The organism is Bacillus sp. FSL H8-0545 (genome assembly GCF_038006105.1).
Classification (GTDB): domain Bacteria; phylum Bacillota; class Bacilli; order Bacillales; family Bacillaceae_G; genus Bacillus_A; species Bacillus_A cereus_U.
In genome coordinates this window covers 4,157,224-4,171,413 of the sequence record NZ_JBBOUO010000001.1, presented here as the reverse complement: position 1 = coordinate 4,171,413, position 14,190 = coordinate 4,157,224, and the positions used below count along the sequence as shown (strand labels likewise).

The window sequence follows — 14,190 nt, the reverse complement described above, 5'->3', positions numbered from 1 at the left end:
AATGAGTCAGGGGGTAGAGTGTAGTATTTTTTCGTTGTTAGAAGAAGAGAGATTTTTATTAATGTGGATAAAAAATTGGTGAAATTCTAGAGAGAGGGTTAAGCATCATTAACTATAGGTCTACAGTTCTTTTTATTTTGTTACATTGTCCCGTTTCTATACATATACCGGCTATATTCAATAAAAAAAGCCCAGGCCCCTTGATAAACAAGGTTCCTAAGGCTTTTAATAATACTCTTTGCAGAGTACCGAGATTAACGAGAGTAGAACTCTACGATTAATGCTTCGTTGATTTCAGCTGCTAACTCAGGACGCTCAGCGTGACGAGTGTAAGTAGCTTCTAACTTATCAGCATCGAAAGTTAAGTATTCTGGTACGAAGTTGTTAACTTCGATCGCTTCTTTAACAACAACAAGGCTGTTAGATTTTTCGCGAACGCCGATAGTTTGACCAGGTTTAACGCGGTAAGATGGGATATCTACGCGAGCTCCATCAACCGTGATGTGACGGTGGTTTACTAATTGGCGAGCTGCACGACGAGTGCGAGCTAAGCCCATGCGGTAAACTAGGTTGTCAAGACGAGCTTCAAGAAGGATCATGAAGTTTTCGCCGTGCTTACCAGGCATTTTACCTGCTTGGTCAAATGTGCGACGGAATTGACGCTCAGTCATGCCGTACATGTGACGAAGTTTTTGTTTCTCTTGTAATTGTAAACCGTATTCTGAAAGTTTCTTACGTTGGTTAGGACCGTGAGGACCTGGTGCGTAAGGGCGTTTTTCTAATTCTTTTCCTGTGCCGCTTAGAGAGATTCCAAGACGACGAGACAGTTTCCATGCTGGACCTGTATAACGAGCCATAGTTGACTCCTCCTTCAAAAATGTTTTTATTTTCGTAAAATAAAAACAGACGTAATCGATATTTACGGGTATTTTGTTTTCATGTACCTTCGCTCCAGCAGCAGGGAGTTACGAGATACACCTCCGCAGAGGAACAAAATACAAACGATAAACTCACATTACAAGGCTGCCTTTTTATTTTACACAAACGCTATTATATCTTTTACCTACAGTTTCGTCAAGCGACTCCCTTTTTGTTTTATGCAGATAAATTTTGGAAATTAACAAGAAGGAATTTAAAACAATATGAAAGAAGAGATAGAAACAGAAGTAAAACGCTTACATAAAATGTAGTAAAAACGTTCATCAGATTTTTCTTGGTGGATATGTGGCAATAAAGACATAAGGGGGATGTTTTTATGAAAAAGAAACATATGGAGACAGCATTAATTCATCACGGATATGAATCAAATGAAAATAAAGGGAGTTTAACGCCACCTTTATTTCAAACTTCTACATTTACGTTTGAGACAGCACAGCAAGGAGAAGCGAGTTTTGCGGGAGAAGATCCATCTTATATTTATTCAAGGCTTGGGAATCCAACTGTGAAATTATTTGAAGAACGTATGGCTGTTTTAGAAGGTGGAGAGGAAGCGCTGGCGTTCGGTTCAGGTATGGCAGCCATTTCAGCAACGTTAATCGGTTTTCTAAAGGCTGGAGATCATATTATTTGTTCAAATGGATTATATGGATGTACGTACGGTTTTTTAGAAGTATTAGAAGAAAAATTTATGATTACTCATTCGTTTTGTGATATGGAGACAGAGACGGATATTGAAAATAAAATTCGTCCAAATACAAAGCTCATTTTCGTTGAAACACCGATTAATCCAACGATGAAATTAATTGATTTAGAAAAGGTGATCGGGGTAGCGAAGCGCAATGACTTGCTTGTTATTGTCGATAATACGTTTTGTTCACCTTATTTACAAAGACCTCTTGAGCTCGGTTGTGACGCCGTCGTTCACAGTGCGACAAAATATATTGGTGGTCACGGGGATGTTGTAGCGGGTGTAACAATTTGTAGAACGAAAGCGTTAGCTGACAAAATCCGTCCGATGCGAAAAGATATCGGCGGTATTATGGCGCCGTTTGACGCGTGGTTATTGTTACGCGGATTAAAAACATTAGCAGTAAGAATGGATCGTCATTGTGATAATGCAGAAAAAATTGTATCGTTTTTGAAAAATCATGAAGCGGTAGAAGGTGTTTGGTATCCGGAAGGGGAATTAGCATCTCGGCAAATGAAACGAGGCGGGGGCGTTATTTCTTTTTCAATTAAAGGCGGGAAAGAGGAAACACAGTCGTTTATCAATGACCTCCATTTTATTACAATTGCCGTAAGTTTAGGTGATACAGAAACGTTAATTCAGCATCCAGCGACGATGACACATGCAGCTATTCCGGCTGAACTAAGAAAAGAAATGGGTATTTTCGATAATTTAATACGCCTATCTGTCGGCTTAGAATCATGGGAAGATATCGTTTCTGATTTAGAACAGGCACTAAAGAAGATATCAACGGTTAGCAATCAATAAAAAAGAGTGAGCTATCGGTTTCGTACGTTACGTACTTAATCGATAACTCACTCTTTTCTTTATTAAATATGTTTTAGGAGTGTTTCCACAAACTTTTCTAAATAATGCTGATCTACTTCATCGAAACGATTTTTTTCAGGACTATCAATATCAAGTACACCAATGATAGTTCCTTCTTTCAGAATCGGTACAACGATTTCAGAATTAGAGGCACTATCGCAAGCGATATGTCCTGGGAATTGGTGAACATCTGCTACAAGTTGCGTTGTTTTTGTTTCAGCTGCAACGCCGCAAACACCGCGTCCGAAAGGAATACGCACGCAAGCTGGCATTCCTTGGAATGGTCCAAGAACAAGCTGATTTCCTTCTGTTACATAAAAGCCAACCCAATTAACGCGATCTAAAAATTGATTTAATAGTGCGGACGCATTTGATAAGTTTGCGACTACGTTCGGTTCGCCAGTTAATAATGCATCTAGTTGTTTAATTACTGTCTCATATTGCTTTTCACGAGATCCTGCATAACTTTCTTTTGTAAACATGGAAACAACTCCCTTTTTATCGAGATATGTAAAATGGTAGCAAAATACGATGTATTTCACATGACTTTGTCGATAGAAAATTAAAGGAATTTGTCTTAAAAGTCAAGAAATTTAAACTATAGCTGTTCATTGAGAGGAAGTGAGCGCATGAAGCAGACGAAACAAAAGGTAATTGATGCGGCAATATCGTTGTTTAATACGAAAGGGTATGACGGGACATCGGTGCGGGACATTGCAAAGCGAGCGGATGTGAATGTAGCGAATATTTCATATTATTTTGCTGGAAAGCAAGGGTTATTAGAACAGCTTATTACTGATTTTTTAGAAGGATATATTCATGTAATTGAAACGTCATTTGAACAGAGAGAATATTTATCGGCTAAAGATGTGATGGTGCAAATGGTGCGCGGGATTTTACGATATCAATTTGATAATAGAGAACTGACACGTTTTTTTTATAGAGAGCTTTCGCTTGATACGACATTAATTCGTGAAGTGATGACCGTTTATTTTTCTAGAGAAAGATATTATATAGAGCAAATCATTAAACAAGGACAAATGAAGCAAGAATTTAAAAAGGTATCTTTTACAATGTTTATGACGCAATTAAAAGGCATGATGAATATGCCGTTTTTATATCCACAATATATATCAGAGGTGCTACACTCATTTCCATCCGAGACGTTTTTCTTAGAAATGTATACGAAGGAAATTGAGCAATGGATGGAACGAACATTATATAAAGCGAGTATGTATTATGAACTGCCAAGAGCTGTTCATATGTGAAAAACCCCCACCTAACGAATTGAGGTGGGGATTTTTATATGTTGTTTTCTTTGCTATAAATTGTTGCATACTAGCGCAATAATTGTTAATGAGGCGCCGGCAATTTCTATGTTATCGACAGTATAACCTTGAAACATAAAACCGATAAGTGCAAGTACAGGAACTAAATTCATAAATAATATGCCGTTAATAGTTGAAACATCTTATGCAGAACCGATGCTTGCAATGGTAAAAGCTGGCCTTGGTATTACTTTAATTCCGGAAATGGTGGTAGAGCAAGCGGTAAGGCAAGGAAATGTCACTTGTGCGCAAAATTTATTTCGCATCTCATATGAAAGAGTGCCTGTTATTACAATCATTTGAGGATAGGTAGTTAAGTAAGCGGAATATTAAGAAAGATTACATTTACATTTAAAGAAACATGAAATTTTAAAAAAAACTAGGTCAAAAACACGTCATTACATGGTATGATTAGAACATTGTTAGTTGTTAAATATAGGGGAATTCCCTTTTTATACATAATGCCTTCCATTTCATAAACGGAACGGACAAAAAAAGAGATATAACTTAGGAGGCTTTTTTACATGGATTCTATCCTGACGATCGTTATCATTGTAGTAAGCTCTATTCTAGTGCTGCTCATGATAGAGCTTGTGATAAGAAATCGTTCATATAAAGATATTGAAGCACTGGAGCAGTGGAAACAAGAGATAAAAGATAAACCTGTGGCAGATGAACTAAAGCGGGTAAAAGATTTAAATATGACAGGTCAAACAGAAGAACTGTTTGGTAAATGGCGTGAAGAGTGGGATGAAATTGTATCAACAACTCTTCCGAAAGCTGAAAAAGATTTAGGGCAAGCGCGAAAATTCGCCTCGCAATTCTCCTTCCGCAAAGCAAAGCATGCGATGAAAGAATCCATAAGTGGTTTAGATGACGCTGATAATCGGATTACAGACATTTTAAATGAATTACAGCAACTGTTAGAAAGCCATGAGAAAAACAGCTCGGAAATTGAAGGGTTACGTGATACATATCGTAGTATGAAAAAGAGCGTTCTTGCTCATCGACACATGTATGGAGCAGCTGAGCAAAAAATTGAAGAGATGTTAGATGTTGAATCCGAGAAGTTCAAAACTTTTGAAGAGGCAACTGATAATGGTGATTATTTAAAAGCGAGAGAAATTGTTATTAGTTTAGAAGAAGGTTTAGCAAGTTTAGAAATCGTTATTCATCAAATTCCAGATTTATTGGTAGAGTGTCAAGCGACATTACCAGTTCAGCTGGAAGATTTATTACAAGGCCATGATGATATGATAAGACAAGGCTATGTATTAGAGTATTTGGAAATTCCTAAAGAAGTCCGTGATATGACGACACAACTACAAACATGTTTAATGGATATACAGGAGCTTTATATAACGGAAGCAGCAGAAAAAGTAGAGGACTTAAAAACTCGTTTAGACAGTTTTTATGATCAACTTGAACAAGAAGTGCATGCGAAACACTATGTGGAGCAAAAAACACTGTCTGTTTATGAAGATTTAGAAGAAATTCGTACAGAAACAATTGAAACGAAAATAGAAACACAACTTGTGAAACAAAGTTATCAATTACAAGACAAAGACATTGAGTCACAAAAAGTAATTGAAAAGCAAATGCATATTTTAATGAAACGTTTTGAAGTGTTGCAAATCCGTGTTGCTGAACAAGATATTGCATTCTCTATTATTCGTGAGGAACTAGAAGAGGTTTATGAGCAATGTGAAACTTTAAAAGTACTTCATGCAGAATATAAAGAAATGCTGCAAACGATGCGCAAAGAGGAATTTGAAGCACGTGAGAAGTTACAAGAAATGCGAAATACAATTTTTGAGACGAAACGTTTTATGCAAAAGTCGAATTTACCAGGTCTTCCAGAGAGTATTATGGAAGATTTACAAAAAGGGCAAATGGCGATGCAAGCTGTGTATGAGCAATTAGAAGTAAAGCCGTTAAATATGAATACTGTAAATAGCAGTTTAGAAGAAGCATACACAGTTGTGAATGGTGTATCTGAAATGACGGAAGAATTAATTGGACAAGCGTATTTAGTTGAAAAACTAATTCAATACGGTAACCGGTACCGCAGTCATGATGAGAATCTTGCAGAAAGCTTAAATTATGCGGAGAAATTATTCCGTGAATATCAATACGATGCAGCTTTAGAACAAGCGGCTTCTATATTAGAGCAACTTGAACCTGGCGTTGTTCAAAAAATAGCTGAATATGTAGACAATGAGCAAACCCTTTAATAAAGGGTTTGTTTTTTTGTGTAATTTTGAAGTCGATGTTGCTATAATGAATAGCGGAATACAGTAAGGTCGTTCGTTTCAAAATAAAGTGAAACCGTAAGTGATGGGGTTTCATCCACCACTAATTATTAATCTTCACCACTCAGTATGCCTGCAAATGGCGGGGGGAAATGTACACTTTTATATAAAAACGGAACCTTTGAGTAGTCTTAGCGTAATTACACGTATTTGTGATATGATTATATGATGTGATAGCGTTGAAAGGGGAAGAACGATGATCTATTTTGATAATAGTGCGACGACGAAGCCATATCCAGAAGCTCTTCAATCGTACGTAACGGTTGCAGGGAAATATTTTGGTAATCCTTCTTCTATTCACTCGCTTGGAGGAGAGGCAGAGCGTCTATTAACACAATCGAGAACGATTGCGGCACAGCTCCTTCACGTTAAACCTTCTGAAATTATTTTCACATCAGGTGGAACGGAAGGGAATAACCTTGCGATTAAAGGGATAGCGATGAGGAATCGTTCGCGCGGCAAACATATCATTACAACAAATATTGAACACGCGTCTGTGTTTGAGGCATATAAACAATTAGAAGATCTCGGTTTTGATGTAACATATTTACCGGTTAACGAGCACGGTGTTGTATCGGTAGAAGATGTAAAACGAGCGCTTCGTGAAGATACGATTCTTGTGTCAATTATTCACGTGAACAACGAGACTGGAGCGATTCAGCCCGTTGCTGAAATTGGAACATTATTAGCGAACTATCCGAAAATAAGATTCCACGTGGACCATGTACAAGGGATAGGAAAAGTACCACTTGATTTATACGCTTCTCATATTGACCTTTGTTCAATATCTGGACATAAATTTCATAGCGTAAAGGGGACAGGTCTTCTTTACGTACGTGATGGTGTAAGATTAGATCCAATCTTATCAGGTGGTCAACAAGAGCTCAAGTATCGTTCAGGTACAGAAAATTTACCTGGTATTGTAGCGATGGTGAAAGCACTTCGTATGACGATGGAACAAGTGAAAGAAAAGATAGTTCATTTGCAAAATTTACAAACAGAGCTGGTCCGTTTCTTTAAAGAGATGGAAACTGTAACGATTAATACATCACTTGAATATGCGGCACCGCACATTTTAAATGTATCATTTGTCGGTTTAAAACCCGAAGTAGTCGTTCATGCTTTAGAAGAGCATGGTGTATATGTATCGACTAAGTCTGCTTGTTCTTCAAAAGCAAATGAAGTGAGCCGAGTACTAGTGTCAATGGGAGTACCGCACGCCGCAGCTACAAGTGCGATTCGCATTAGTCTAGCACCGGACAACACGATGGAAGAAGTAAAACAATTTGAAGGTATTGTTAAAGAGACAATGCCAAAATTATATGAAGTGATGAGGTAAAGAAATATGATGACATATGAATATATTTTAGTTCGTTATGGAGAAATGACGACAAAAGGAAAGAATCGTTCTAAGTTTGTAAGTACGTTAAGAGATAATGTGAAATTCAAATTAAAAAAATTCCCAAACATTAAAATTGATGCAACACATGATCGTATGTACATTCAGTTAAATGGCGAAGACCATGAAGAAATTTCTGAAAGATTGAAAGATGTATTTGGTATTCATAAGTTTAACTTAGCGATGAAAGTACCATCAGAATTAGAAGATATTAAAAAAGGTGCATTAGCAGCTTTCTTACAAGTAAAAGGTGATGTGAAAACATTTAAAATTACAGTGCACCGTTCTGATAAGCGATTCCCAATGAAGACGATGGAGTTACTTCCAGAAATCGGTGGGCACATTTTAGAAAATACAGAGGATATCACAGTAGATGTTCATAATCCAGATGTGAATGTACGTGTAGAAATTCGCAGTGGTTATAGCTATATTATGTGTGGTGAGCACATGGGAGCAGGCGGTTTACCAGTTGGCGTTGGCGGAAAAGTAATGGTACTTCTTTCTGGTGGTATCGATAGCCCGGTAGCAACTTACTTAACGATGAAACGCGGCGTATCTGTGGAAGCAGTTCATTTCCATAGTCCACCTTTCACAAGCGAGCGCGCGAAACAAAAAGTAATCGATTTAGCACAAGAGTTAACGAAATACTGTAAACGTGTAACACTTCACCTTGTTCCATTTACTGAAGTGCAAAAAACGATTAATAAAGAAATTCCATCTAGCTATTCTATGACAGTTATGCGTCGTATGATGATGCGTATTACAGAGCGTATTGCAGAGGAGCGTAATGCACTTGCAATTACGACTGGTGAAAGTCTTGGACAAGTAGCAAGCCAAACGTTAGATAGTATGCATACGATTAACGAAGTAACAAACTATCCTGTTATTCGTCCGCTTATTACGATGGATAAATTAGAAATTATTAAAATTGCAAAAGAAATTGGAACGTATGATATTTCAATTCGTCCATATGAAGACTGCTGTACAGTATTCACACCAGCAAGTCCATCGACGAAACCGAAGCGTGAGAAAGCAAATCGTTTTGAAGCGAAATACGATTTCGCGCCGTTAATTGAAGAGGCTGTAGCGAACAAAGAAACAATGGTATTACAAACAGTAGAAGTAGTGGCTGAAGAAGAAAAATTCGAAGAACTTTTCTAAACCCATAAATTACCACATTCAAATGTGCATGAAGTCATGTTGTTTATCACACTCTATACTCACAAGGAGGTGATACAACATGGCAAGCACAAATAAATTAGCAGTATCTGGTGCTCAAGCAGCATTAGATCAAATGAAATACGAAATCGCTCAAGAGTTTGGTGTTCAACTTGGAGCTGATGCAACATCTCGCGCTAACGGATCTGTTGGTGGCGAAATTACTAAACGTCTAGTTTCACTAGCTGAGCAACAATTAGGCGGTTACCAAAAATAATCCCATATACGATGGCTTAGAAAGAGCGGGTTCTCCCGCTCTTTCTTTTTTTTGTCATTATTTATCCCGCTATTTGTGGGCAGTAAGACTCCCACCTCGAAATTCGGCGAATGGGAAGAAGTTAGGTGGGAGTCTTACTGCCCGTAAAGGCCCGATTGGTGCGGGCTGATTAAAGTTTCACTTTATCGATAAATCGATATAATTTTATTCAACGGTTCGACATAAATATAAAAAATTTGTCAAAAGAAGAGGGTTCAAAATTCACAGAAAATTCTTTATTATATAAGAGAGGCATAGAAATAAAGGAGGATGTTTATGAAGAGAGAGGAATTGTTGGCGCCGCCGTCTTATAACTTAGTTTCGGAAATAGAGAAATATACGAGTGATAAAGAGAAGCTTGCTTTAATTTGGCAAGATGATAAAGGGAATAGACGAGAGATTACATATTTTGAATTAATGCAAGGTGCGAATAAAATTGGAAACGCTTTTATAAAAAGTGGCTTACAAAAAGGGGACAAGCTCCTTATTATGATGCCGCGCTTAATTGAAGCTTACATGACGTATATTGCTGCGATTAAAGCAGGATTTGTCGTTATTCCAAGCTCAGAAATGTTACGTAAAAAAGATATTGAGTATCGTATTGGGCACGGAGAAGTAAAGGCTATCGTAAGTTACGAACCGTATATTGGACAATTTGACGGCGTAGAAGCGGTGGAATCTCTTCAAAAATTCGTCTTGAGCGAGCGTTCAGTAGATGGTTGGACGAATTTAAAAACAGCATTAGAAACAGAAAGTGACATGTTAGAAATGGCGAAGACAGATAAAGAAGATATGGTCTTTTTATCTTATACGTCAGGGACGACAGGAAATCCAAAAGGAGTTGTTCATACGCATGCCTGGGCATACGCTCATTTACGTACAAGCGCTCCGAACTGGCTCGGAATCGAAGAAGATGATGTTGTATGGGCAACGGCTAGTCCAGGTTGGCAAAAGTGGATTTGGAGCCCGTTTGTAGCGACTCTCGGTTCAGGTGCAACAGGATTTGTATACCACGGTAAATTTGAACCGAAAACATATTTAAATTTATTAGGCGATAATAAGGTGAATGTGCTTTGTTGTACACCGACTGAGTATAGATTAATGGCAAAGGTAGAAAACTTAAATGAGTACAATTTAGAAGCGTTACATAGCGCTGTATCAGCTGGTGAGCCGTTAAACAGAGAAGTGATTGAAACGTTCCAAAGGCATTTCGATATTACGGTAAGAGACGGTTATGGGCAAACGGAAAACACATTACTTGTTGGGATAATGAAAGGGATGGATATTAGACCAGGATCAATGGGAAAACCAACGCCAGGAAACCATGTTGATATCGTAAATGAAGAAGGTATTCCGGTACAGGTAGGAGAAGTTGGTGATATTGCAGTTCACATTGAAACACCAGCACTCTTTAAACAATATTATAAAGACGATGAGCGTACAGCGATGCAATTCCGCGGTGGTTATTATATTACCGGTGATAAAGCGAAAAAAGATGAAGACGGCTATTTTTGGTTTGAAGGACGCGGAGATGATATCATTATTAGCTCTGGCTATACAATCGGGCCGTTTGAAGTAGAAGATGCACTTGTAAAACACCCATATGTAAGAGAATGTGCGGTTGTCGCAAGTCCAGATGAAATTCGCGGAAGTGTTGTGAAGGCATTTATCGTATTAAGAGAGAATATAGAAAAGAACGAAGAAACATTAATTCCAGTGCTCCAACAACACGTCAAAGAACTGACTGCACCATATAAATACCCTCGAAAAATTGAATTTGTAGATGAACTACCAAAAACGATTTCCGGAAAAATTCGCCGTATTGAACTTAGAAAACAAGAGATGGAGCTTCCTTCAAAATAATTTTGAAAATGAAGAAGTAAATAGTTGAATGAAATGTAAAACGTATGATATTATAATAGCGAACATAAGTTCGATTTTATAAATTTGAAAAAGAGGTGTCCGTATGATTTTAGGTATTAATCCTTACTTAGTTTTAGATGGTAGTGGGCAAGAAGCTGTACAATTTTATAAAGAGGCGTTAGATGCAAAAGTAGAAGTGATGCAAACTTTTGGTGACATGCCTGAAAATCCAGAATACCCGATTCCAGCTGAAGCAAAAGAGCGCGTTTTACATGCTCATTTAAAAGTTGGTAATACGGAACTTATGATTTCTGATACATTCCCAGGTCAAGGGCATGCGATCGGATCTCAAGTAACAATCGCAATTCGAATTAATAACGCAGAAAAAGCGAAAGAAGTATTTGATAAGTTACAAGAAGGTGGAGAAGTTATCATGCCACTTCAAGAAACTTTTTGGAGCCCAGCATACGGACAATTGAAAGATAAATTTAATATTGAATGGCAAGTTACAACGAACCCTACTGAACAAAAATAATTTTTAGAAAAGCACCATTTTTAATCGAAATGGTGCTTTTTTTATACACTTTAATCTCGTAGACTAAAGTAAAAAGGGGATGAGTATATGGGAGAAATTTGGCATGGTGGAAGCATTTATACGATGCGAGAAGAGAATGAAAAAGTGGACGCCGTTTACGTTGAAAATGGCATCATTGTTGATGTGGGGAATAAAGATGAATTAGAAAATCGATATTCGGAAGTGAAGTCGTGTGACTTACAAGGGAAAACGATGATTCCAGGGCTTGTTGATAGCCATATGCACCTTATTGGGCATGGGGAGAGGTTACTTCGTCTAGATCTATCAAATTGCAAATCTTATAGCGAAGTGCTTACCCTTGTTCAGAATCGAGTAGAAGAAGCACCAAAAGGCTCTTGGATTATCGGAGAAGGATGGAATGAAAATAATTTTACAGATACAAAACATGTTCATATACGTGATTTAGATGAGATTTCTAAAGAACATCCGATTTTATTAAAGCGCGTTTGTCGTCACGTGACATGGGTGAATTCATACATATTGCAAGAAGCGAACATAACGGAAGCGACGCAAGATCCAAAGGGCGGAAAAATTGGTCGTGACTCATCAAATAAATTAACAGGACTTTTATATGAGCAAGGACAAGAGTTAATTAAACATGTTCAGCCTGAAATAGATGGAGTGTATTTGCAAAGGGCTCTGCAAACAGCGATTTCAGACTGCTGGCAATACGGATTAGTTGGCGGGCACACGGAAGACTTAAATTATTATGGTGGCTTTCAAAAAACGTACAATGCGTTTTCACACGTTATAAAAGAAATGCCATTTAAAGCACATTTGCTCGTTCATCATGAAGTAGCGAATGAGCGAAAAGAATATGAAAATGAGCACTATATTGAATTTGGGGCGATGAAGATTTTTTCTGACGGTTCTTTTGGCGGAAGAACAGCTTTATTAAGTGAGCCGTATGAAGATGCGCAGGAAACGAATGGAGTTGCGATTTTCTCACGTGAAGAGCTTGCAGGGTTAGTGAAGAAAGCACGTGATTTACATATGCCAGTTGCGATTCATACAATCGGTGATTTATCACTAGAATATGTCATTGATGCGCTTGAATTATATCCACCAGCAGAAGGATTACGTGACCGCATTATTCATTGCCAGCTTGCCCGTGAAGAATTAATTGAAAGAATGAAGAGTTTGCAAGCAATTATTGATATTCAGCCCGTCTTTGTTTCATCGGATTTTCCGTCAGTGATTGAAAAACTAGGAAAGCATCGTCTTCGTTACGCGTACGCTTGGAAGACATTACTTGGCGCAGGATTGCACTGCAACGGTGGATCTGATGCTCCAATTGAACAAGTGAATCCGTTTTTAGGTATATATAGTGCTGTTACACGTAGAAGCTTTATTGACGGCGTATGCTATATGCCAGAAGAAAGATTAACGGTATATGAGGCTGTTTCTTTATTTACAACAGGAAGTGCGTATGCAATTGGAAAAGAAGCAAATCGAGGGCAAATTACAAAAGGATATGAAGCAGACTTTACGATATTAGACCGTAATGTTTTTGAAATTGAGGCGGAAGAAATAAAAGAAGTACAGGCAGAAATGACCGTCATTGATGGGGAGATTGTTTATAGAAAAGACGTGTGAAAATATATCAGCGATTTTCGGAATATATCGACCGCAACTCGAAATATATCAGCGATTATTGAAATATATCGACCGCAATTCAAAATATATCAGCGATTTTTAAAATATATCGATTTACCGACAAAAGCTGACAATAATGGCGACTGCATAGTAAGAGATGGCTGCCCACACCAATCGGGGGAAATAAATAACCGTCGAATTATGGAAATCCCATAATTCGACGGTTATTTTATTACTATAAAAACGTTCTCTGTACTTTTTCCCAGAAGGAATTGTTTTTTAATTTAACAGTTTTAATTTGTTTATCGCTTAAACGAACAACGGCTTTCTCCACTTGTTTAATGCTAAGTGCTTCGTTATCCATTCCGATAACAGGGTAATCATTGCCATCTGGTCTAAGTGTTAAAGTTAACGTACGCTCGTGATTTAAAAGAAACGGTGATCCGAGTGTACGGTATGTGTTGTTATTTAAAGATGCTAGTTCGCTTACTTGGAAACATGGGATAAGTGGATCGACAACGGCACCATGTAATGATTTATTGTAAGCGGTACTTCCTGTTGGTGTGGAGATAACTAATCCATCACCTCTAAATGTTTCAAAATGTAAATTGTCGACGTGTACATCTACGACAAATGTTTTAATGATGCTAGAGCGTAATGAAAATTCATTTAAACAATGGAAAGATGTACCGTGATCTACATCTACTTTAATTGTTGGATATTTTCGCACTTCAATTTCGTTTTTTGTAATTTCTTGAAGGGCTGTATCAACGTGATCGATGTGGAAATCGCAGTAGAAAGAAATTTCATCTTTCGTAGAAATACCTGCGTATAAGCAATCTTCTCTAAAGCCAGTTTTACGAACGGCTTGTAAGAAAGTTCCATCATCTCCAACGCTGACGATAGCGTTTGCATTTTTTGGATGATCTAATATGGTAAATCCATTCTCCTCTAAAATACGATATACTGGTTTCATTTTTTCAACGAGTGTTACTTTGTCATCACCATAAAAGAAAAATAAATTGCGACGATTTGCCATTATGTATCCCTCCACTGCAGTTAAATTTTCTAGTTTTAGTGCTGCATATCATCAGATTTCATTCTGAATAATATGCTCAAATAGTATATT

The 14,190-nt window shown here is 37.6% G+C and carries 12 protein-coding genes and 2 pseudogenes; 10 read left to right on the top strand and 4 right to left on the bottom strand.

From position 1 onward, the window contains the following. Nucleotides 1-254: 254 nt before the first annotated feature. Nucleotides 255-857, bottom strand: coding sequence for a 30S ribosomal protein S4 (rpsD, locus tag MHI07_RS21840; RefSeq protein WP_002145373.1), 603 nt, complete (start codon nucleotides 855-857; stop codon nucleotides 255-257). A gap of 398 nt (nucleotides 858-1,255) precedes the next feature. Here rpsD and megL point away from each other — a divergent pair, with 398 nt between their 5' ends. Beyond that, the gene (megL, locus tag MHI07_RS21835) at nucleotides 1,256-2,434 is read left to right on the top strand and encodes a methionine gamma-lyase (protein WP_002112279.1); all 1,179 of its coding nucleotides are present in this window, start codon (nucleotides 1,256-1,258) and stop codon (nucleotides 2,432-2,434) included. Nucleotides 2,435-2,496: 62 nt separating this feature from the next. On the opposite strand, the gene MHI07_RS21830 is transcribed toward megL, so the two are convergent. Continuing rightward, nucleotides 2,497-2,976 carry a GAF domain-containing protein gene (locus MHI07_RS21830; protein WP_002160224.1) on the bottom strand — a complete coding sequence of 160 codons (480 nt, stop codon included), beginning with the start codon at nucleotides 2,974-2,976 and terminating at the stop codon, nucleotides 2,497-2,499. Between the two features lie 147 nt (nucleotides 2,977-3,123). Between MHI07_RS21830 and refZ the strand changes: the two genes are divergently transcribed. Then, a complete protein-coding gene (gene refZ / locus MHI07_RS21825) occupies nucleotides 3,124-3,762 on the top strand; it encodes a forespore capture DNA-binding protein RefZ (protein ID WP_002160225.1) in 639 nt (212 codons plus the stop codon). Nucleotides 3,763-3,815: 53 nt separating this feature from the next. On the opposite strand, the pseudogene MHI07_RS29415 reads toward refZ, so the two are convergent. After that, nucleotides 3,816-3,962 (bottom strand): annotated as a pseudogene (locus tag MHI07_RS29415) (EamA family transporter); the annotation flags it as partial. Between MHI07_RS29415 and MHI07_RS21820 the strand changes: the two are divergent. The 8 genes and pseudogenes from MHI07_RS21820 to MHI07_RS21785 form a co-directional block, all read left to right on the top strand. Continuing rightward, nucleotides 3,949-4,135, top strand: a pseudogene (locus MHI07_RS21820) (LysR family transcriptional regulator); the annotation flags it as partial. The pseudogenes MHI07_RS29415 and MHI07_RS21820 sit on opposite strands and share 14 nt — an antisense overlap. Nucleotides 4,136-4,346: 211 nt before the next feature. Further along, on the top strand, nucleotides 4,347-6,056 hold the full coding sequence (ezrA, locus tag MHI07_RS21815; protein WP_002160226.1) for a septation ring formation regulator EzrA: 1,710 nt from the start codon (nucleotides 4,347-4,349) through the stop codon (nucleotides 6,054-6,056). A gap of 274 nt (nucleotides 6,057-6,330) precedes the next feature. Next, entirely contained in the window at nucleotides 6,331-7,473 is a 1,143-nt protein-coding gene (locus MHI07_RS21810) for a cysteine desulfurase family protein (protein WP_002199169.1), read from the top strand. Nucleotides 7,474-7,479: 6 nt separating this feature from the next. Continuing rightward, nucleotides 7,480-8,694: a tRNA uracil 4-sulfurtransferase ThiI gene (gene thiI, locus MHI07_RS21805; RefSeq protein ID WP_002160228.1), complete on the top strand. Its 1,215-nt coding sequence runs from the start codon at nucleotides 7,480-7,482 to the stop codon at nucleotides 8,692-8,694. Nucleotides 8,695-8,773: 79 nt separating this feature from the next. Continuing rightward, the gene (locus tag MHI07_RS21800) at nucleotides 8,774-8,968 is read left to right on the top strand and encodes an alpha/beta-type small acid-soluble spore protein (protein ID WP_000168891.1); all 195 of its coding nucleotides are present in this window, start codon (nucleotides 8,774-8,776) and stop codon (nucleotides 8,966-8,968) included. 315 nt (nucleotides 8,969-9,283) lie between these two features. Beyond that, entirely contained in the window at nucleotides 9,284-10,870 is a 1,587-nt protein-coding gene (gene mbcS / locus MHI07_RS21795) for an acyl-CoA synthetase MbcS (protein ID WP_340826240.1), read from the top strand. Between the two features lie 103 nt (nucleotides 10,871-10,973). Then, nucleotides 10,974-11,405 (top strand): VOC family protein, encoded by a 432-nt coding sequence (locus tag MHI07_RS21790; RefSeq protein WP_002160231.1) that lies wholly within the window; start codon nucleotides 10,974-10,976, stop codon nucleotides 11,403-11,405. Nucleotides 11,406-11,492: 87 nt separating this feature from the next. Continuing rightward, on the top strand, nucleotides 11,493-13,061 hold the full coding sequence (locus MHI07_RS21785; RefSeq protein ID WP_340826236.1) for an amidohydrolase: 1,569 nt from the start codon (nucleotides 11,493-11,495) through the stop codon (nucleotides 13,059-13,061). A 235-nt stretch (nucleotides 13,062-13,296) separates the two neighbouring features. On the opposite strand, the gene MHI07_RS21780 is transcribed toward MHI07_RS21785, so the two are convergent. Further along, the gene (locus MHI07_RS21780) at nucleotides 13,297-14,100 is read right to left on the bottom strand and encodes an NAD kinase (RefSeq protein ID WP_002112266.1); all 804 of its coding nucleotides are present in this window, start codon (nucleotides 14,098-14,100) and stop codon (nucleotides 13,297-13,299) included. Nucleotides 14,101-14,190: the final 90 nt, after the last annotated feature.

Bases quoted from the DNA above. Each gene is read 5' to 3' on its own strand.
- rpsD (WP_002145373.1), bottom strand. From the start codon at position 857: ATGGCTCGTTATACAGGTCCAGCATGGAAACTGTCTCGTCGTCTTGGA.
- MHI07_RS21790 (WP_002160231.1), top strand. From the start codon at position 10,974: ATGATTTTAGGTATTAATCCTTACTTAGTTTTAGATGGTAGTGGGCAA.
- thiI (WP_002160228.1), top strand. From the start codon at position 7,480: ATGATGACATATGAATATATTTTAGTTCGTTATGGAGAAATGACGACA.
- refZ (WP_002160225.1), top strand. From the start codon at position 3,124: ATGAAGCAGACGAAACAAAAGGTAATTGATGCGGCAATATCGTTGTTT.
- ezrA (WP_002160226.1), top strand. From the start codon at position 4,347: ATGGATTCTATCCTGACGATCGTTATCATTGTAGTAAGCTCTATTCTA.
- MHI07_RS21780 (WP_002112266.1), bottom strand. From the start codon at position 14,100: ATGGCAAATCGTCGCAATTTATTTTTCTTTTATGGTGATGACAAAGTA.
- MHI07_RS21800 (WP_000168891.1), top strand. From the start codon at position 8,774: ATGGCAAGCACAAATAAATTAGCAGTATCTGGTGCTCAAGCAGCATTA.
- MHI07_RS21785 (WP_340826236.1), top strand. From the start codon at position 11,493: ATGGGAGAAATTTGGCATGGTGGAAGCATTTATACGATGCGAGAAGAG.
- MHI07_RS21830 (WP_002160224.1), bottom strand. From the start codon at position 2,976: ATGTTTACAAAAGAAAGTTATGCAGGATCTCGTGAAAAGCAATATGAG.
- mbcS (WP_340826240.1), top strand. From the start codon at position 9,284: ATGAAGAGAGAGGAATTGTTGGCGCCGCCGTCTTATAACTTAGTTTCG.
- MHI07_RS21810 (WP_002199169.1), top strand. From the start codon at position 6,331: ATGATCTATTTTGATAATAGTGCGACGACGAAGCCATATCCAGAAGCT.
- megL (WP_002112279.1), top strand. From the start codon at position 1,256: ATGAAAAAGAAACATATGGAGACAGCATTAATTCATCACGGATATGAA.